The organism is Methylobacter sp. sgz302048 (genome assembly GCF_052162025.1).
GTDB lineage: Bacteria > Pseudomonadota > Gammaproteobacteria > Methylococcales > Methylomonadaceae > Methylobacter.
In genome coordinates, this window is the sequence record NZ_CP197401.1 from 1,200,339 (window position 1) to 1,218,415 (window position 18,077).

Annotated in this window: 18 protein-coding genes, 1 pseudogene and 2 riboswitches; all 19 genes and pseudogenes read left to right on the forward strand. The window is 53.9% G+C overall.

What is annotated here, in order from left to right:
- Positions 1-603: 603 nt before the first annotated feature.
- Positions 604-1,728, forward strand: a complete 1,125-nt coding sequence (locus ACTNE6_RS05785) for a 3-oxoacyl-ACP synthase III family protein (protein ID WP_442498934.1) — start codon at positions 604-606, stop codon at positions 1,726-1,728.
- Between the two features lie 11 nt (positions 1,729-1,739).
- On the forward strand, positions 1,740-2,405 hold the full coding sequence (locus ACTNE6_RS05790) for a 3-hydroxyacyl-CoA dehydrogenase NAD-binding domain-containing protein (protein WP_442498935.1): 666 nt from the start codon (positions 1,740-1,742) through the stop codon (positions 2,403-2,405).
- 24 nt (positions 2,406-2,429) lie between these two features.
- Positions 2,430-3,152, forward strand: coding sequence for an enoyl-CoA hydratase/isomerase family protein (locus ACTNE6_RS05795; RefSeq protein WP_442498936.1), 723 nt, complete (start codon positions 2,430-2,432; stop codon positions 3,150-3,152).
- Between the two features lie 317 nt (positions 3,153-3,469).
- Positions 3,470-3,991: a hypothetical protein gene (locus tag ACTNE6_RS05800; RefSeq protein ID WP_442499674.1), complete on the forward strand. Its 522-nt coding sequence runs from the start codon at positions 3,470-3,472 to the stop codon at positions 3,989-3,991.
- 66 nt (positions 3,992-4,057) lie between these two features.
- Positions 4,058-4,826 (forward strand): annotated as a pseudogene (locus ACTNE6_RS05805) (transposase).
- A 193-nt stretch (positions 4,827-5,019) separates the two neighbouring features.
- Positions 5,020-5,227, forward strand: a riboswitch (cobalamin riboswitch).
- A gap of 251 nt (positions 5,228-5,478) precedes the next feature.
- The gene (locus tag ACTNE6_RS05810; protein ID WP_442498937.1) at positions 5,479-7,590 is read left to right on the forward strand and encodes a TonB-dependent receptor; all 2,112 of its coding nucleotides are present in this window, start codon (positions 5,479-5,481) and stop codon (positions 7,588-7,590) included.
- Positions 7,591-7,974: 384 nt separating this feature from the next.
- Positions 7,975-8,192: riboswitch (cobalamin riboswitch) on the forward strand.
- A 110-nt stretch (positions 8,193-8,302) separates the two neighbouring features.
- Positions 8,303-8,482 carry a CbtB domain-containing protein gene (locus ACTNE6_RS05815; protein WP_442498938.1) on the forward strand — a complete coding sequence of 60 codons (180 nt, stop codon included), beginning with the start codon at positions 8,303-8,305 and terminating at the stop codon, positions 8,480-8,482.
- 7 nt (positions 8,483-8,489) lie between these two features.
- Positions 8,490-9,173, forward strand: coding sequence for a CbtA family protein (locus ACTNE6_RS05820; RefSeq protein WP_442498939.1), 684 nt, complete (start codon positions 8,490-8,492; stop codon positions 9,171-9,173).
- Positions 9,170-9,979, forward strand: a complete 810-nt coding sequence (cobM, locus tag ACTNE6_RS05825) for a precorrin-4 C(11)-methyltransferase (RefSeq protein ID WP_442498940.1) — start codon at positions 9,170-9,172, stop codon at positions 9,977-9,979. The genes ACTNE6_RS05820 and cobM overlap by 4 nt, the downstream gene beginning before the upstream one ends.
- A 12-nt stretch (positions 9,980-9,991) precedes the next feature.
- Complete coding sequence (locus tag ACTNE6_RS05830; RefSeq protein WP_442498941.1) at positions 9,992-10,828, forward strand: sirohydrochlorin chelatase; 837 nt, start codon at positions 9,992-9,994, stop codon at positions 10,826-10,828.
- A gap of 12 nt (positions 10,829-10,840) precedes the next feature.
- Positions 10,841-11,509: a precorrin-8X methylmutase gene (locus ACTNE6_RS05835; RefSeq protein ID WP_442498942.1), complete on the forward strand. Its 669-nt coding sequence runs from the start codon at positions 10,841-10,843 to the stop codon at positions 11,507-11,509.
- Positions 11,510-11,517: 8 nt separating this feature from the next.
- On the forward strand, positions 11,518-12,618 hold the full coding sequence (locus tag ACTNE6_RS05840) for a cobalt-precorrin-5B (C(1))-methyltransferase (RefSeq protein WP_442498943.1): 1,101 nt from the start codon (positions 11,518-11,520) through the stop codon (positions 12,616-12,618).
- 1 nt (position 12,619) lies between these two features.
- Positions 12,620-13,939: a precorrin-6y C5,15-methyltransferase (decarboxylating) subunit CbiE gene (gene cbiE / locus ACTNE6_RS05845; protein WP_442498944.1), complete on the forward strand. Its 1,320-nt coding sequence runs from the start codon at positions 12,620-12,622 to the stop codon at positions 13,937-13,939.
- Positions 13,932-14,723, forward strand: a complete 792-nt coding sequence (gene cobI / locus ACTNE6_RS05850; RefSeq protein ID WP_442498945.1) for a precorrin-2 C(20)-methyltransferase — start codon at positions 13,932-13,934, stop codon at positions 14,721-14,723. Before cbiE ends, cobI begins: the two co-directional genes overlap by 8 nt.
- Positions 14,720-15,466, forward strand: a complete 747-nt coding sequence (locus tag ACTNE6_RS05855) for a cobalamin biosynthesis central domain-containing protein (protein ID WP_442498946.1) — start codon at positions 14,720-14,722, stop codon at positions 15,464-15,466. Before cobI ends, ACTNE6_RS05855 begins: the two co-directional genes overlap by 4 nt.
- On the forward strand, positions 15,466-15,870 hold the full coding sequence (locus tag ACTNE6_RS05860; protein WP_442498947.1) for a cobalamin biosynthesis protein: 405 nt from the start codon (positions 15,466-15,468) through the stop codon (positions 15,868-15,870). The genes ACTNE6_RS05855 and ACTNE6_RS05860 overlap by 1 nt, the downstream gene beginning before the upstream one ends.
- Positions 15,867-17,246 carry a precorrin-3B C(17)-methyltransferase gene (cobJ, locus tag ACTNE6_RS05865; RefSeq protein ID WP_442498948.1) on the forward strand — a complete coding sequence of 460 codons (1,380 nt, stop codon included), beginning with the start codon at positions 15,867-15,869 and terminating at the stop codon, positions 17,244-17,246. The genes ACTNE6_RS05860 and cobJ overlap by 4 nt, the downstream gene beginning before the upstream one ends.
- The gene (locus tag ACTNE6_RS05870) at positions 17,239-17,598 is read left to right on the forward strand and encodes a (2Fe-2S) ferredoxin domain-containing protein (protein WP_194969149.1); all 360 of its coding nucleotides are present in this window, start codon (positions 17,239-17,241) and stop codon (positions 17,596-17,598) included. The genes cobJ and ACTNE6_RS05870 overlap by 8 nt, the downstream gene beginning before the upstream one ends.
- A 167-nt stretch (positions 17,599-17,765) precedes the next feature.
- Positions 17,766-17,948 carry a hypothetical protein gene (locus ACTNE6_RS05875; protein WP_442498949.1) on the forward strand — a complete coding sequence of 61 codons (183 nt, stop codon included), beginning with the start codon at positions 17,766-17,768 and terminating at the stop codon, positions 17,946-17,948.
- The last annotated feature ends 129 nt before the right edge of the window (positions 17,949-18,077 follow it).

Here is an 18,077-nt window from a genome sequence, read left to right on the forward strand (position 1 = left end):
TCGGTATTTATTGTGGTTAATTGATAGGTATTTTTTAAATCCTAAAAACCTATATTGTATTGTTATGTATAAAACAAAATCAGCATGCATATTTCCAGGAATAACTAATATATAAAATATGATAGATTCCGTGCATGAGGTATTAACACAATGGATTAAATCCTATAACTATAACCTGTCAGAATTACTATCGAAAGATGTGCTGGACCGTATTTTAAACAAGAGTCATCACAAACTGAATGATTTCGATAGGCAAGTTATAGAGTATACCGCCTCATGCGCTGTCTACGACACTTATATTAAAAGAAGAGGCTTAGCCGATTATATCAGTGGATATAGCATGGGTATATTCGGTGCACTTTATGCCTCCAGATCCATTTCCTTTCGAATTCATTCGCGTTTGGCGGACATAACGCGGTAGTGCCGCTGGTGAAGTTCAAATAGACAGACGCAGTTGAAGATTTATAAACAAGTGAGGAAATAAAAAATGACCGAAATAAAACAAGAAGTATCAACTCTTGTAAAAGAATTCTTTGCCGACGAGTGCGAGGTTGATGTCAATTCCTGATTGACAGGAAATGGCCAGCGTGGAGACAACATAGCATGAGAGCAGCAAAGATAATAGGGACGGGCGCCTATCTGCCCGGCGATCCGGTGCCTTTCGACGAAATCCAGCGCTATCTGGGCGATATCCCCGAAGCGCCCAAGCGGGTGCGTCAATGGATCGACGACATGACCTCGGTCATGAAAGATATGCTGGCGATGGAGAATTACTATTACGCTTTTGACAGCAAGACCCGGGAATTTACCGACGACAATGTGACGATGTCGGTAAAAGCGGCAAAGAGGGCGCTTGATGCGGCGGGGCTGAAGCCGTCGGATATCGATCTGATCTGTTATGGGTCTGCCCAGCAAAACCAAATGCCGCCGGCATCGGTGCGGATCCAGGAGGCGCTGGGCATTGAGGATTGTGCGGAATTTTCTATTTGTTCCAACTGCACGTCCGCCTACAAATCCCTTTTTATCGCATCTGAGCTGATCAAGACGGGGTATGCCAAGAGAGCGCTGGTCATTTCATCGAATATGATCTCGCCGGCCATGATGCCGGAATACTACAACCAACCCAAACTGAACCGGGAAACGGTCTTTATGCGCTGGTTCCTGTGCGACGGTGCGGCGGCAATAGTGGTTTCGGGATATGACGCCGATAAGCCCGGCCTGGTGGTTGAAGGCAACTATCTTGAATCCATAGGATGCAGACGCGAATCCATCATGCACGATAACCGCCCTGCAAGGCCGATGTCCCCGCTAGTGGAATATGAGACTGCGGCGCATCATGTCCAGCAAAGCTTCAGGAATGCGCTGCATTCCGGCACATTTCAGGACGCAAGCGGGAAATCAGTCATGTTTGCAGGGATGAAACGCATGATAGCAAAGCTTGGCTTAACGCTTGGCGACATAAGGTTCATGCAGATCAACCTGCCAAGCAAGCAGATTACGGAGATTTTGCTGGAGGAAATTCTGGAGATAGGCATCTCGCGTTCGGCGTTATACACCAAGCTGAACAAGCTTGGATACTGCGGGCCTCCGATGGCGTTCATGTGCATCGACCAGATCATGCGTCACGAAAACTTAAAGAACAACGAAAAAATCCTGAGTTTCGTCACCGAGGTCAGCAAATTCATGCAGGCCGGTTATTTGCTCAGGGCTGAAGGTTATTCAAATTAAAGGCAGATATTATGGACAATCATATTGCAGTCATTGGCGCTGGACGCATGGGGATCTCCATTATCGATTTCCTGCTAAGCAAGGGATTCAAGGTTACTGCAATCACCCGCACGCCCGAGCAAGCCGAGAATTTGAACGGAAAATGGAAAAAAACAGTCAGCCGCCAGCTTAAATACGGCGCGGCCACCGAAGACCAGAGTGCTGACCTGGAGAATAGCTATTTCGCCAGTTCGAAGATGGAATCGATAAGCCATGCCGGCATCATTATCGAAACTGTCAATGAAGACATTGAAGTAAAAAGAATTGAGGAAAGCCCGGTCCCGGTTGTTGCGGCCATCAACGGCGCTTGTTTCGGCGGCGGGCTCGAACTGGCTTTGGCCTGTCATATATGGGGGCTCGGGCAAAGCGCCATGCTGCCGTCATCGGAATACATTACAGCGGACAAGGCCGTTGAAATAGGACTGGCGCATTATGTCTTCTCCAGACTGGAAGTGTTAGACAAGGCTTTTGATGTTTTGCATCAGATGCTGGGCAATAAATCCGTCAAGGCGATCAACTACATCATGAAGTCTGTTCTGGCCGGTAGACGAATGGATCAAAAATCGGCGCTTGAGCTTAAGGCCGAGTTAGTGGTTGAGCTGGTTGAATCGCAGTACAAAAAACGCAAGATAGCGTAAAACGATTAGGGCGAGGGCGGCGACATGTTTGTCAAATTAACGATCAATGAATCTATAGCTTATATCACCCTTAATCGGCCCGATAGGCTTAATGCTTATAACAGCGAGATGCTTGATGAGCTGGAATCTGCGATTAAGACAGTATTGACAAACCAGACGCTGAAGGCGGTTGTGATCGGTTCCTCGTCCGACAGTTTTTGTACAGGGGCCGATCTAAAGGAAATAGCGCACAGGAGTTATCGGGACGTTATCAATTTAAAAAGCCGAAGAATTTTTGAAGAGCTCTACCATGCGCCGATCATCTCCATTGCAGCGGTTAAAGGGTATGCCATCGCCGGCGGGTTTGAACTGGCGCTGGCGTGCGATTTTATCGTGGCCGCCGATAATGCAAGATTCTGGTTGCCTGAGGTTGATATCGGGCTTATTCCGGCTGCCGGCGGCATCGAGAGGCTGGTCCAGCGCGTCGGGCAAAACCTCACTAAAGAAATCGTCATCTGTGGACGCAGGCTGGACGCCAGTGAGGCGCATCGTCTGGGGTTGGTGACAAAAACAGTGGTTGCTGCCCAGCTTGAAGACGAAGTGACGGCATTACTGAAAATAATTATGGCCAAACCGGCCTGGGCATTACAAATAGCCAAAATTTCCATTAATGAGGCGACGTCAACACGGAAATCAGTGCTTAATTTGTTTGGACGGGCGTTCCTGCACGAACTAAGGGCGAGTAAGACAAATACTATTGTTGATTGAATGAAGGATGTTCAGTATGTCAGTAAATTCAGCACCATATCCGCGAGTCATTGGCTTGGGGACAGCAAATCCAAACACGCGCTATGACCAAACGATCATAGCGGACATGTTTGGCCACAAACAGGCAAGGATTAAAAACTTTTCGAAAACTCTCATATCCGGAAACGCTTCCTTTATTTCCCTGAACCGGGCAAAAATGGTTTGATATAGCAGGAAGACAGCGCTACTTTGCAGAAGAAGCATTTGAGCGGCAGTTTGAAAATGGGAGCGGCGGCCATTAACAAATGTTTGCGTGAGCAAAATCTGATGCCCGTGACATTGACTATCTGGCCTGTGTTACCAGTACCGGATTCCTTTGCCCCGGGGTTTCTGCCCATATTGCAAAGGCACTTAACTTCAGACCGGACGTAAGAAGAACCGACATTCTGGGAATGGGATGCAACGCCGGTATCAACGGTCTGCAGGTGGTCACCGACTATGTCCGGATGAACCCTGGCAAGAAGGCCTTGCTGTTGGCCATAGAAGTCTGCTCATCCGCTTACTATGTGGGCAGCAGCATGGAAACAGCGGTCGTGACTTCCCTGTTCGGCGACGGTTCGGCCGCGCTGTTGATTTCATCGGCTGATGAATATTCAGGCGCAAACGGTCCCATGATCGTCGATTTTGAGTCGGAAACCATTACCGAGAACATAGACGCGCTGCGCTATAACCTGGTGAACGGCATGTTGTCGTTCTATCTGGACAAGGATATTTCTTATGTTATCGGCGCCAACATACATAAGCCCATCCAGCGTTTGCTGGAGAGGCATGACCTTAAATGCGAATTAAGAGCCGAATAGAAGCCAGTTCATACCGTTAAACTATTGAGGAAGACATCACTCACTCTCAACAAATTAAAGTAACGCATGAACTGGCAGGAGCGATTAATAACGATTTATCTCTATGTCTGCAAGCATTATCAACTATGCTTATGCGGATCGGCATTTACGCGCCTGATTTCCCAGATTACCCAGTTATGTGGCGTATGTGCAGCGCTTGAATCGGGTGTCCGATGTGTTTGCGCCCTTATTGGCACTGATTCAGCAAGAACAAGAGGCCAAGAATCCAGGCAAGTCTGGCTGATTGACTCCTTCCCTGTGGCCTTGGCCAAGCAATGTCGCCGGTTTGAAGCTTGTGTGGCGAAAGCGTTGGCTGACTCAGGCTACTGCTCAACAAAGAAGCTGTACTATTATGGCGTTCGGGTGCATGTCATAGGGCGCCGTCAGTCGGGCTCATTGCCAATACCTGGATATATCGGTGTGACGGGCGCCAGCGACCATGAGGGCAAGATATTTGATCAGATTCGTCCGTACTTGCACAACAATGAACTGTATGGCGATAAAGCTTATCAACGGCCCGATGCCGAAGCCGTCAGGCAAGCCCAGAACCTGGCTGTCCTGATATCGGTTAAAAAAACAACAAAGGCAACGCTATCTGGAACCCCTGGATCAATGGCTGCCCACCGCGGTTTCTCGCGTTCGGCAACGGATTGAAGCCTTATTTGCCTGGATTGAAGCAAAAACAGGCATTGAATGTGCCAGTAAAGTGCGTTCTTACAATGGACTGATGGTGCATGTCTTCGGCAAACTTGCGGCGGCTCTGTTTTTCTGGAATTTTTTACAAATTAGCTCTTAATTCACATTTAAGTTGTGCCACTGGATGATCAAAAAACTCCACAGTTATCTGCTCTGATTCATGCAGTGGCAACCTGTGACTACTGAGACGTTACATGGACAACGCCATGACATGGACAAGTTGTCGAGAATTGTCATTGCTTTTGACATCAAGCACTACGCCGGAAATTTGCTTTATCTCTATTACCTCTTATAATTGCCGCCTGCTTTCAGGTTCTGTCAGGTTTTTTATCTGACGATTAAACGGGAAGTCGGTCAGGTCAAACCAAAGCCGACGCTGCCCCCGCAACGGTAGATAAGTAAAAGAATCGTCAAAATGCCACTGTGCTATGCATGGGAAGGTGACGATTCAGGCTTCCGCCACTTATAAGCCCGGAGACCGGCCCGAAAGTTTGATTCGATGCAGCGGAGGGCTGTCAGCGAAAATGGCAGTGCAGCTTCGCGTTTGCGTCCTCTCTCATTTTCTTTAGTCCTCTGTTGTGTACTACAACCTTTATGCGCGGGCGGCGCAGGGGACCAACATGCAAGAACTTATCTTCGGTAGCTTATTACTTACCGGTATTACTACCCGGTTACATACGCAGAAAACACCCAAAAATCCTCCCGATAGGATGGTTGTCATGTCCAGTTTGAAAGTCAGGACATGAGTTGTCATGTGTATTAAAAAACAAAACTCTAAAATCTGCCTGGCTATAGGTGGATTGTTGGGCCTGAGCTGCGCCATGGTTAACGCCGATCCTCAACCTGTGGAACTAAAGGAAATGGTCGTCGAAGCCGGGCGAGAAAATGATCTTATTGGCACGACTGGCTCAGCGTCGCAGGGCGAAGTCCGCCAGGCACAACTCGAATACCGCCCGATGTCCCGTAACGGCGAGCTCATGGAAGTAGTACCTGGGGCGTTAGCTAACCAGCACAGTGGTTCCGGCAAAGCCAATCAGTATTTCCTGCGCGGCTTCAATCTCGATCACGGTACGGATTTTACGACCTACGTCGACGGCATTCCCATGAACATGCCTACCCATGCCCATGGGCAGGGTTATATGGACATCAATAGCGTCATCCCGGAATTGGTAAAGAAGATTGAATACGGCAAAGGCCCGTATTATGCGGAAATCGGCGATTTTTCCTCAGCCGGTTATTCGAAAATATTCTCGATGGACCAATTGCCTACAGGCCTGTTGAAGTTTACTGGCGGCGAGTTCGGTTATTACCGTGCTTTAGTCGCTAATTCCAACCAAGTCGGCAGCGGCGATCTACTTTATGCTGGCGAGTTCAATTTCTATAACGGCGTCTGGCAGCAACCGGAGGATACAAAAAAATTTAACGGCATGCTGCGTTACTCGCTTGATAAAGGCAACTGGGGATTATCGGTTAACGGTAAGGGTTATACCAACAGCTGGACGGCAACCAACCAGATCCCTCAAGCCTTAATTGATAACGGCACGCTCGACCTTTACGGCACTATGGATCCCACGGATGGCGGCAAAACCAACCGCTACAGTTTTTCAACCAATCTCTGGAACAAAGGCGATAACTGGAAAAATGACGCCAATATCTATGCGCTGTACTACGATGTGGATTTATTCTCCAATCTCACTGGCTATTTAGACAACCCGGTCAACGGTGATCAGATACACCAGTTTGAACATCGGGTACAGGCGGGTGGCAATATCGAACATACCCGTTACAGCCAGCTGTCCGGTTTTGACATGGACAACACCGTGGGGCTTCAGCTTCGCCATGATGAAATTATGGGCATAGGCTTGGATCACACTGTCGGTCGGCACTATCTCAGCACAGTCAGTCACAGCAAGGTCAGTGAGACCACTGCCGGGGTTTATCTCAAGAACCAGACCTATTGGCATGAAAAAGTGCGTACTATTGCTGGTTTAAGAGGAGATTTTATCCATGACGATGTCACGGTGCTCGACACGGCTACGCATGATCCTCATGTTAAGGCGGCAAATTCGGGCAGTCGAGGGCAAGCGCTAGTCAGCCCGAAGCTAAGCCTGGTCATCGGCCCCTGGTACAAGACTGAATACTTTATCAATGGCGGTTTCGGCTATCATTCCAACGATGCGCGGGGCACGACGCTACAATTCGATCCCAATACTGGTACAGCACTAGATAGCAGTGCCGCCAGGATCTCGCCTCTAGCGCAGTCCCGCGGTGCTGAAACAGGCATTCGCAGCAACTTTATCAAAGGCTTGAACAGCACCCTGGCATTCTGGTGGCTGGAGAGCGATCAGGAACTGGTGTTTGCGGGCGATGCCGGTACCACTGAAGTCAAAGGGAAATCCCGTCGATACGGCGTTGAATGGACCAATGACTATAAGCCGACCGATTGGCTGACGCTGGATGCGGACTTTGCCTTTAGTTCGGCACGGTATGTGGCGATGCCAGAGGGTGAAACCAACAACTATATCCCAAACTCCGTCGGCACAGTTATCTCAGCGGGTGCTACAGTGGTTGCCCCTAACGGCCTGTTCGGTACGGTACGGTTGCGCCACTTTGATGACATGCCGCTGGACCCTTCCGGTGCATTCTGGTCCGATTCGACCAGCATCGTCAATTTAGGGGCGGGCTACCAGCAAAAAAGATATAAACTGGAAGTCGATATCTTCAATATTTTCGATTCGACCGCCAACGATATTGCTTACGCTTATCAATATGCCTATCCTGCTGGTGCTTCGCCGCAGACGGGTATTCTGAAACATCCCGTTGAACCGCGCATGGCTCGGGCAACTGTCACGATCCCTTTCTAATAAAAGCTTAATGACCAGTCAAAATGACCAGTCAAACGTTTGACATAACAACACTCACGGGAATGTCTCTTATTAGGTTGGGAATAGCTATTCAATAATCCCCGTATTAGCTCATAGCAGTGTCCGCTTTGCCTATGCAGAAACTGGGCAAAGCATTCAACTCTGTCATTTTTCACGTACCCTATAACTTTTACTTTTATTCAAGAGCTTGATAATACGTTAGTTTATATGCACTGCGGCTATCAGGAAGTGATCTGAGACCAGAATTTCATTTGGGCTTAATAAGTTGTCGGCATGGGCTTAAGCGTTTCGAGGTAATAAATGCAGCCCAGCTTCAACAGTAAAAGCAAGGAGTACATTCAATTAACGCTCCAATTAGTTTATACTGGACTTCAATGATTAGGTGCCCTGGCGCGCGGTTTGTGCGTCAGGGTGAAACGGGAAGTCCGGTGCGTTGAGCGTTTAGCCTCAGTCAAAGCCGGCGCAGCCCCCGCTGCTGTAAGCCTGATGAATCGTTCATATGCCACTGCGCGGTCAGTGTGGGAAGGCGAATGATTCAGATGACGGCAAGCCAGAAGACCGGCCTGGTCATATGAAGGATACCGACTCCGGAGGGGAGCCGTATGCCAGTCTGCAGCTATGGCTGTATTTGCGCATTCGTATTTCCTTATGGCGGTCGCTCCAATCCCTTACTTTAATCAGGAGACCCGACATGCTCGTTGAAACCCATTCCAGACACGCTTCCGGCTTAACCGCTGCACGCCTGATTCCTGCCTTGTCCGCTATTATGCTAGGCTTTGCACTGCTACTGATCGTCGGCTTTGCCTCAATGGCCGAAGTACATAACGCCACGCACGACACCCGCCACGCAACCGGCTTTCCTTGCCACTAGCGTCGGCATGTTCAAGCATACCGTATTCTCTGCTACGCTGGCCGGTAGCGTGGCCGCACTGTTGCTATCCCTGCTACAGATTTTTTGGGTGACGCCGTTGATTCTGCAGGCGGAAACTTATGAAACAGCTGCTGAAGCGGTTTTTCATGAGCCTACCGCCATCCATGTACACGATGAAACGGCCTGGCAACCGGAGGATGGCTGGCAGAGAACACTCTCGACGGCAAGCAGTAATGTCGTAATGGCCGTCGGTTTTGCGCTTATGCTGACTGGGCTGTACGCTTTGCGCAAGCCAACAGGCATATGGCAGGGCCTGGCCTGGGGGCTGGCCGGCTATGCGGTATTTTTCGCCGCGCCGGCCATAGGCCTGCCGCCGGATTTGCCGGGCACGACAGCGGCAGCGCTGATGCTCAGGCAATACTGGTGGCTGGGCACGGCGCTGGCTACGGCGGGCGGGCTTGGGCTGATTTTTCTACAAGGCCGCTGGCCGCTACGGATGACCGGCCTGCTGCTGTTGCTGATACCGCATCTGCTTGGCGCACCGCAGCCTGAAATGGCTGAAAGCCTGGCGCCGGCGTTGTTACAAAACCAGTTCCGCTGGGCCAGTGCGCTCAGTAATGCTGTGTTCTGGATGGCATTGGGCATGCTGTCGGCACTGATATTTAACCGTTTGCAAGACAAAAGCGAATGACTCTTTCTAATAAAACCGAAGCCATTAACGGCCAAATCTGGTTCGTCGGCGCAGGTCCCGGCGACCCGGAACTGATCACCGTAAAAGGCCAGCGCTTACTGCAGCAGGCCGGTGCCATACTCTATGCCGGCTCCCTGGTCAACGAGGCCGCTACTTTATACGCTCCTGCCTCCTGCCTGATCCGCGACTCGAAGGATATGACTCTGGAAGAGATTACCGGCTGGTTGATAGAACAGGCGGGGCAGCATAAAACCGTGGTGCGGCTGCAGACTGGTGACCCCGGGCTTTATGGCGCACTGGTCGAAATGGTGCGACCTCTCGATGCAGCGAGCATACCCTGGGCCGTAGTGCCGGGCGTGTCTTCGGCCATGGCATCGGCTGCCGCGGCCGGCGAAACGCTGACGCTGCCCGAGATAACGCAAACCGTGATCTTCACCCGCGTGGCCGGGCGCACGCCCATGCCGGCAGGCGAGGAGCTGGAGTCTCTGGCCTCGCATCACACCACTTTGTGCATTTTTCTATCCATAACGCTGCTGTCGGACGTGCAACAGGCTTTGCTTGCCGCAGGCTGGGCTGAAGAGGCGCCGATTCTGGTGGTGCAAAAAGCCAGCTGGCCAAACGAAGAAAAGATCGTTCGAGGAACGCTTAAAGATATTCGCGAAAAGTGCCGCGCCGAGAAAATCAACAGCCAGGCGATGATTATCGCCAGCCCGGCATTGGGCGCTCGCCATTGGCCCGAAATTCGCCATTCAAAACTCTACGATGCCGGGTTTTCACACCGTTTCCGTAAAGCCGTCAAATCATGAGACAGAATATCTATGAATAAGCAAACCATTTTATTGATCGGACATGGATCGCGCGAAGCGTCCGGCAATCGCGAAGTCGAAGCCTTCGCCGAACAATGGCGTGCCCGCCAACCGCAACGACGCGTAGAAGTCTGCTTTATCGAGTTTGCGGACGTGCTGATTGACGCAGGACTGGATCGCGCGGCTCAGCACGGTGGCCGAGTGGTTGTGGTACCGCTGATCCTCAATGCTGCCGGCCACGTCAAGATGGAAATACCCGAGCATATCGAGCATGCCCGCCTGCGGCATCCAGAGGTTGAGTTTATTTATTGCCGCCATCTGGGCGCCAGCGAGGACATTCTGGCTATTCTCAAGCGCAATCTGCGTAAAGCCCTGGCGAGCCTGGACATGCCCGACCCACGCAACACCGGCGTTATTCTGCTGGGCCGCGGCTCGTCCGACCGGGTCGCCAACGGTGAAGTGGCTAAAATGGCTCGCTGGCTGTACGAGGACGGCGAGCATCCGATGGTGGACATCGCCTTTACCGGCATCACCCATCCACGTCTGGAATCGATGGTGCAACGCCAGGTCAAGCTGGACATGCGGCAGATTGTGGTGCTGCCGTACTACCTGTTCACCGGCACCCTGATCGAGCGCATCCATCGACAGATAGCGCGCTTGCAAACCCAGTATCCGCATATCCACTTTGCCCAGGCCGATTATCTGGGGTTTGAGGACGAAATTTTCGCTGTGCTGGAACAGCGCATCAAGGAAGCCAGCCATATGCAATCTCCTGCCATGATGGAATGCGACGGCTGTAAATACCGCGAATTCGCCGCTGATCATGGCCATAGCCATCATCACGCCTAAGCAGGTTATCTTATGAATAATATCGTTACCGAACAACTTACCGACGCAGGCCGCCAGATCGAGCACGATTCGTTTGCGATCGTCGACCACGAAGCCGGGCCGCACCGCTATAGCAAGCAGCAATGGCAGGTGGTGCGACGCATGATCCACGCCTCGGCGGATTTTGAATTCAATGGCCTGACCCGTTTTCATCCGGATGCGGTGGCCGCCGGTCTACAGGCCATCAGCCAAGGTGCGCCTATCGTCGCCGATGTGGAAATGATTTGTGTGGGCTTGTCCAAACCACGCCTGGATCATTTTGGCGTCGTCACGCATCAGTTCATCGCCGATGAGGATGTGATTGCTCAGGCCAAAACCGAAAACAGCACCCGTGCCGTGCAGGCCATGCGCAAGGCGCAGCGGCTGAATTTGCTGGATGGCGGCATCATCGCGATCGGCAATGCGCCGACTGCACTACTGGAAGTGGTGCGCATGATCAACCACGGGCTGATCAAACCTGCCTTAGTGATCGGCATGCCGGTGGGCTTTGTCTCGGCCGCCGAATCCAAAGCGGTACTCAGTGAAATCAGCAGCATTCCCTGGATCGTCATTGACGGCCGCAAGGGCGGCTCTACTCTAGTTGTGGCGGCGATCCACGCCTTGCTGGCGCTGGCCGAAGCGCAACAGAAAGCGGCCGGCTGATCTGGCGCATGGAAAAGAAAGCCAAAGGCACCCGCAAAGGCTACACCACCGGCGCCTGTTCCTCGGCAGCCGCACGGGCGGCGGTATTAGGCCTGGTAGACGGTGCCGTGCCCGAGACGGTCGATTGTGACCTGCCCAACGGCCAGCAAGTACGCTTTGCCGTCTGTGACGGATATTGTGATTGCGATGCCGCGCATGCCGTCGTCATCAAGGATGCCGGCGATGATCCTGATGTCACTGACAAGGCGCCATTGACCGCCGATGTGCGGCTGTTGCCGGAGGCGCCCGGGTCGGTAGTGCTGAAAGGCGGCGAAGGCGTCGGTACCATCACTATGCAGGGCCTGGGACTTGAAGTAGGCGGTCCGGCCATCAATCCGGTGCCGCGACGCAACATCGAAGCCAATGTGCGCAGTGCGGCAGGCGCCTTGCTGGAGCGCTCAGGAATTGAAGTGACCATTTCCGTGCCGGGCGGCGAAGAGATGGCGAAAAAAACGCTCAATTATCGCCTCGGCATTATCGGCGGCATTTCCATCCTCGGCACTACTGGTATCGTTCACCCCTATTCCACGGCGGCGTTTCGGGCCAGCGTGATTCAGGGCATTGAAGTGGCCGCCAATCAAGGCCAGGATACCGTGGTGCTGACTACCGGCGGGCGCACGGAGAAATTCACCATGCAGGAGCTTCCCGAACTGGCGCCAGCCTGTTTCGTGCAGATGGGCGACTTTCTCAAGTACGCACTGGATACTGTGGTCGAATGCGGCATTCGCAAGGTCGTGATCGGCGGCATGGTCGGCAAGCTGACCAAGATCGCCCAGGGCGAAACCATCACGCACGCCAACCGCAGCGCGGTAGATACCGAGTTGTTGGCGGAACTTGCCTCCGAAATCGGGGCGCCGGCTGCCGTCTGCGACGACATCAGGCAATCGGAAATGGCCCGCTACGCCAGTGAGCGTATGGAAGAGCTGGGCTTGATAAGCGAATTTTACACGGCCCTGGGTCGGCGGGTCATCGCCACCTTGAGCCAGCGCTACACCGGCAAATTCCACTTGCAGGTGCTGATGTGCGATTTTGACGGCAACAAACTGGCGGAAGTTGAAGGAGATGTTTGAGATGACCCATCATTGCCGGATTATCGGCGTACTGGACAATGGCACCGCGGGATTAACGCCGGAAGCACTGGCGCAGCTACGATCTGCCGATCTGGTGATTGGCGGCCACCGCACCTTGGCATTATTTGCCGATGCAATACGCGTCGATGCCGAACGTCGTGATCTGACCGGCAATTTGCCGCAAGTTCCTGTCTGGATAAGCGCGGCCCGCGAGGCCGGCAAGCAAGTCGTGGTGCTGGCGACCGGCGATCCTTTATGCCATGGCATCGCCAGTTTTCTTATCAACAAGCTCGGCCGTGCAGGCGTGGATATACTGCCCAATCTTTCTACATTGCAACTGGCCTGCGCAAAGCTGGGATTGGCCTGGCAGGACGTTCGCATCAGCTCGGTGCACAATCACGATGCCGGCGAATGGACTATCGGCGCCACGCCGGAACATGGCTTGTACCGTTTGCTGTCCGTACTGCGTCAGTCCGATTTAACGGCTGTCTTCACCAGCCCGGAAAACACTCCAGCCCGCATCGCCCGGATGCTGCAAATCGAGGCTTTAGAGGACGAATTCGAGATGGCTGTAGCGGCATGCTTGCTGCAGGATCAGGAGCAGGTTTCTGCCTGGCTGACTGTCAATGCGGCCGCTGAGCGCCGCTTTGCCGACCCCAATATTGTCCTGCTGCGCCGCCGTCAGCCCGCCGCTCGCGAAGCCCTGTTTGGGCTGCCCGATGATCGCTTTAATCAGCGCAAGCCTGATAAAGGGCTGATTACCAAACGGGAAGTCCGGGCGGTATCGCTGGCACGAATGGCTTTATCGCCGGACAGCGTGGTGTGGGACATCGGCGCAGGTTCCGGCTCGGTCGGGCTGGAAGCGGCAAGATTGTGCCCGCAAGGCCATGTCTATGCCATAGAAAAAAACGAAGCCGATGCCGCGATTGCTCTTAGCAATCGGGCCAGCCTGCGAGTCAGCAACTATACATTGTGGCATGGCCGTGCACCGGCCGGACTGGAAAACTGGCCCGACCCGGATGCGGTGTTTATCGGCGGTTCCGGCGGCGAGTTAAACGAACTGATCACGCTTTGCCTGCAGCGGCTCCGTCCGGGCGGCAATCTGGTGATGAATTTCGCCACCTTCGAAAATATGGCCACCGCGATCGACGCGTTGAAAACAGCGGGGGCGCAATGGGATGTGACTCAACTGCAAGCCGCACGCAGTCAGCCTATCCTGAATATGCACCGCATGCAGGCAGAAAACCCGATCTGGATTGTCTGCGCCCACCAGCGCGATCCGGATTGCAGTGAGCAAAACTTGGAACAAAGCCATGACTAAACCACAAAGCGGCCGGCTAATCGGCGCCTCACTCGGCCCCGGCGATCCGGGACTGATTACCCGACATGTCTGGGAATTATTGCAGCGCACAGATGCCCACTGGGCTTATCCGGTACGGCGCAAGGATGCCGAAAGCCATGCACTGCAAATCGCGTTACGTGCGGGTCTGACATTGCCTGAAGCGCACTCGCCGCTGATTTTCCCGATGACCCATGACGCCGACATCCTGGCCGGCTACTGGCTGCGTGCCGCCGAAACGGTGCTGACTCGATTGCACGCCGGTCAGGACGTGCTGTTCCTGGTCGAGGGCGATGCCTCCACCTACTCGACCTTCGGCCATTTGGCCCGCACTGTGCGCGCGCTGGACGAAAGCATCGTCATCGAAACGATTCCCGGCGTGCCGTCGTTTAATGCCGCTGCGGCCCGCGTAGCAATGCCGCTGGCCGATACCGACGAAACCGTGGCGATTATCCCGGCCAGTTACGGCATCGCCATGATCGAACGCCTGCTCAATGACTTCGATACGTTGGTGCTGCTGAAGGTGAAACCTTTGTTGGATGATATTCTCGATTTGCTGGAACGGCGTGCATTGTCAGCCAATGCCGCTTTCGTCGAAAAGGCCGGCGCGCCGCAAGAGCGTATTGAGCGCGATGTGCTGCAATTGCGCGGGCAGAAGGTCAATTATTTGTCACTGCTGCTGGTGCGCAATCCTGATCGTCAGCGTGGCGAAATGATCCGCGGCTGCCGCAAAAAAACATCTGAATCCACTGAAGAGACTTTATGATCACTCCCTCACAGCCCCGTGTCGCGCTGGTCGCGATTACCAAGCACGGCTTATCCCAAGCCCTGCGCCTGGCCGCACAATTGCCCGAAGCGTGTCTGACCGTATCGGAAAAATTCGCCGCCGAACTGCCTGCCATCAGCAATCCTGTTGAAGTATTGCCCGGCGCACTGAGCGCCAATATGGGCTGGTTGTTTACTCGCTATGACCAGCTGGTGCTGTTTATCTCGCTCGGCGCCGTGGTACGGCTGATCGCCCCGCATCTCAAATCCAAGGACGAAGACCCGGGCGTCGTGGTCGTGGATGATGCAGCGCACTATGTGATCCCGGTATTGTCCGGACACGTGGGGGGCGCCAATGCTTTTGCCGAACATATAGCTGCTTTACTGGGCGCCGAGCCCGTGCTGACTACGGCCTCAGATGTCGGCAAGACCATCCCGGTGGATATTCTCGGCCGTGAGCTGGGCTGGCAGGTCGAGGCGCCGAAGCTCAACATTACCCGCGTCTCGGCGCATGTCGTCAACGAGGAGCCTATTGCTTTCGTGCAGGAAGCGGGCGCAAAAAACTGGTGGACACGGCCCACGCCGCTGCCTGCCAATATTCATCTGTTCGAACGTTTCGAGGCAGTCGATTTGTCGCGGTTCAAGGCGGTGCTCTGGGTGACCCGCCGTGATATTGCCCCGGAACTGTGGACGCAGCTCGCCGAACGTTTGGTAGTCTACCGGCCACCACTGGGGCAGGACTGATGAAAGTCATACTGGGGTTGGGCTGCGACCGCAACACATCTTTAGCCACTCTGCGCACGGCCGTCGAACAGGCACTGGTTGTGGCCGGACTGGATCAATCCGCCGTCGCGGGCGCAGCCAGTATCGACAAGAAAAACGACGAGATGGCCATTCTGCAACTGGCTGACGAGCATGACTGGCCGCTGTATTTTTTTACCGCGCAGCAATTGGCTCAGGTGCCGGTGCCGAATCCTTCCGAAACCGTGCGCAAGTACATGGGTACGCCTGCCGTCGCTGAGGCGGCCGCATTGCTGGCGGCAGACGCCGATATGCGCGCACTGCTGCTGGAAAAACACAAATACCGCGGCGAGGATGGCAAGAACGCCACGGTATCAATCGCAAGCATGAAAGAGAACAACGCATGAAGAAAGGCAAAATTCTGCTGGTGGGCTTCGGCCCTGGAGCGCCGGAACATATGACTTACCGGGCCCGAGCCGCTATCGCCGAGGCCGATGTGGTGATCGGCTATTCCACCTACATCAAACTGGTGCAGGAACTGTTGGAAGGCAAGGAAGTGGTGCGCAAGGGTATGACCGAAGAAATCGACCGCTGTATCGAAGCCTATGATCAAGCCTTGCTGGGTAAAACCGTAGCGTTGATTTCATCCGGCGACATCGGCGTTTATGGCATGGCCGGGCCGACTTACGAAGTGCTGTTGCAGGCCGGCTGGACGCCGGAGAGCGACATCACGGTGGAAGTGATACCCGGCGCCACGGCGCTGAATGCCTGTGCCGCGCTGGTCGGCGCACCGCTGACGCATGACTTTTGTTCGATTTCGTTGTCGGATCTGCTCACCCCGTGGCCGACTATCGCCCGACGGCTGGAAGCCGCGGCACGCGGAGATTTCGTCGTGGCACTGTATAACCCCAAAAGCGGCCGGCGCACCGGCCAGATTGTCGAGGCGCAACGCATCCTGCTGCAACATCGCAGCCCTGACACGCCGGTCGCCATCGTCAAATCCGGCTATCGTCAGCGTCAGGCGATCCAGATGGCCACGCTGGCGCAGATGGCCGATTGCGAGATCGGCATGCTTTGCACGGTACTGATCGGCAATAGCAGCACGTTTGCCCGCGACGGTCTGATGATCACCCCGCGCGGTTATGCCAATAAATACGACAACCTGACCGGCGACGCGAAAACCGGCGAACAGGCAGGTCGTTCATTGAGCATGGGACTGACTGGTTGGCATGCCTGCGTGCGCAGGTATCTGCGCGAAAATCCGACCGTTACGCTGCGTGAAACGGCCGCGCACTTTGACGTGCCGTTAGGCGAGATTCTAGCCGCCATTGCCGCGGCGCAGCCTGATGATGAAGCGGGCGATCGGCAAGCGCGATGGACGTCTAGTGACCAAGTCGATGCGGTGCTGAACGCCGCCAAAGACTGGGGGCGGCTACGTGCCGTGATCCGCAGCGAGACCGGCGCAGTGGCCGAACTGCTGTTGGATGCCAAGGACTTCACCCGCCGCGGGGACTGGCTGAATATGACCAACGACTATTGTCATCTGCATGTCGACCGGCAGCGCATCGCCAGCGCCTGGTTTCTCAGTCAAGGCGATAGGCAACACGGCATCTATTGCATAGATGCGCGCGGTTCGGTGGTTTTCTCGCTGTTGCTGGTGAAGGCTGGCGAGGCATTTGATGCCGTCGCGCTCAAGGCTTACCGTAGCGCCTGCGAGCAATATGGACAAGCCATTGTCGCTGCCGAAGATACAGAAACTGAAGAGGTGACCAGCGATGACTGAGACGGTAATGCCGGAAAAACCCAAAATGGGCGACTACAGACGCCATCTGCTGGTGTGCACCGGACCGCGCTGCACGCTGAACGGTGAATCGCAGGCGCTGTTCGACAGCCTGGGCGCTAAATTCAAGGCTGCCGGGTTGGATCAGGGCGCATTGCGCGTCAAGCGTACCCGGGTGTCATGTTTCGCCACCTGCAAAGCGGGACCGATCGTCTGCGTACAACCGGATGGGGTCTGGTATTACAATGTCAACGATACCAACCTCGATCGCATCATTCATCAACATCTGATCGGCGGTGAACCGGTGGCCGAGCTGATTTTCCATCAAGGACCAGGCTGTGCAAGTGAGGGCTGATATCATCGCTTGCCAGGTGAGTGCCAGATAGGGGATATAAGGCCAAACCCCAGAAAATTCCGTGAAGCCAATTTCCGATTATTTCTCAGTAGAGTTTTCCGTAATTGATGCCAAAAACAGAAAGTTTTTGGCATCAATCATAATCAAACCAGGGTTGAAAAGCATCTTTGGCCAAAGACAGCAACAGGTTAGGGCAGCGCTTAACCCGGCACGGCTACAATGCCAAGACACTGGCTGAACTGCTCGATACCAAGCCTGCTGAAATATGCTCATTCTTGCAGGGCAACCTGACTCCAGCCCGGACACAGAAATTGCAGAACAGCCTGTTGGCGATTGGGATTCCTCTCTGATTTCTTATTGGCACACAATGTGGGGCCTGAGCGATGTTTGCAGGCTGTAACACTTATCGGCCTCTCGCTAATATGATTTCGAAGTCAGTTTATTCATCCGAAACAGGCATTCAGACTCCAAACAATATT

Excerpts from the sequence above, each read along its gene's own strand:
- ACTNE6_RS05785 (WP_442498934.1), top strand. The coding sequence starts at position 604 with ATGAGAGCAGCAAAGATAATAGGGACGGGCGCCTATCTGCCCGGCGAT.
- ACTNE6_RS05790 (WP_442498935.1), top strand. The coding sequence starts at position 1,740 with ATGGACAATCATATTGCAGTCATTGGCGCTGGACGCATGGGGATCTCC.
- ACTNE6_RS05795 (WP_442498936.1), top strand. The coding sequence starts at position 2,430 with ATGTTTGTCAAATTAACGATCAATGAATCTATAGCTTATATCACCCTT.
- ACTNE6_RS05810 (WP_442498937.1), top strand. The coding sequence starts at position 5,479 with ATGTGTATTAAAAAACAAAACTCTAAAATCTGCCTGGCTATAGGTGGA.
- ACTNE6_RS05815 (WP_442498938.1), top strand. The coding sequence starts at position 8,303 with ATGCTCGTTGAAACCCATTCCAGACACGCTTCCGGCTTAACCGCTGCA.
- ACTNE6_RS05820 (WP_442498939.1), top strand. The coding sequence starts at position 8,490 with ATGTTCAAGCATACCGTATTCTCTGCTACGCTGGCCGGTAGCGTGGCC.
- cobM (WP_442498940.1), top strand. The coding sequence starts at position 9,170 with ATGACTCTTTCTAATAAAACCGAAGCCATTAACGGCCAAATCTGGTTC.
- ACTNE6_RS05830 (WP_442498941.1), top strand. The coding sequence starts at position 9,992 with ATGAATAAGCAAACCATTTTATTGATCGGACATGGATCGCGCGAAGCG.
- ACTNE6_RS05835 (WP_442498942.1), top strand. The coding sequence starts at position 10,841 with ATGAATAATATCGTTACCGAACAACTTACCGACGCAGGCCGCCAGATC.
- ACTNE6_RS05840 (WP_442498943.1), top strand. The coding sequence starts at position 11,518 with ATGGAAAAGAAAGCCAAAGGCACCCGCAAAGGCTACACCACCGGCGCC.
- cbiE (WP_442498944.1), top strand. The coding sequence starts at position 12,620 with ATGACCCATCATTGCCGGATTATCGGCGTACTGGACAATGGCACCGCG.
- cobI (WP_442498945.1), top strand. The coding sequence starts at position 13,932 with ATGACTAAACCACAAAGCGGCCGGCTAATCGGCGCCTCACTCGGCCCC.
- ACTNE6_RS05855 (WP_442498946.1), top strand. The coding sequence starts at position 14,720 with ATGATCACTCCCTCACAGCCCCGTGTCGCGCTGGTCGCGATTACCAAG.
- ACTNE6_RS05860 (WP_442498947.1), top strand. The coding sequence starts at position 15,466 with ATGAAAGTCATACTGGGGTTGGGCTGCGACCGCAACACATCTTTAGCC.
- cobJ (WP_442498948.1), top strand. The coding sequence starts at position 15,867 with ATGAAGAAAGGCAAAATTCTGCTGGTGGGCTTCGGCCCTGGAGCGCCG.
- ACTNE6_RS05870 (WP_194969149.1), top strand. The coding sequence starts at position 17,239 with ATGACTGAGACGGTAATGCCGGAAAAACCCAAAATGGGCGACTACAGA.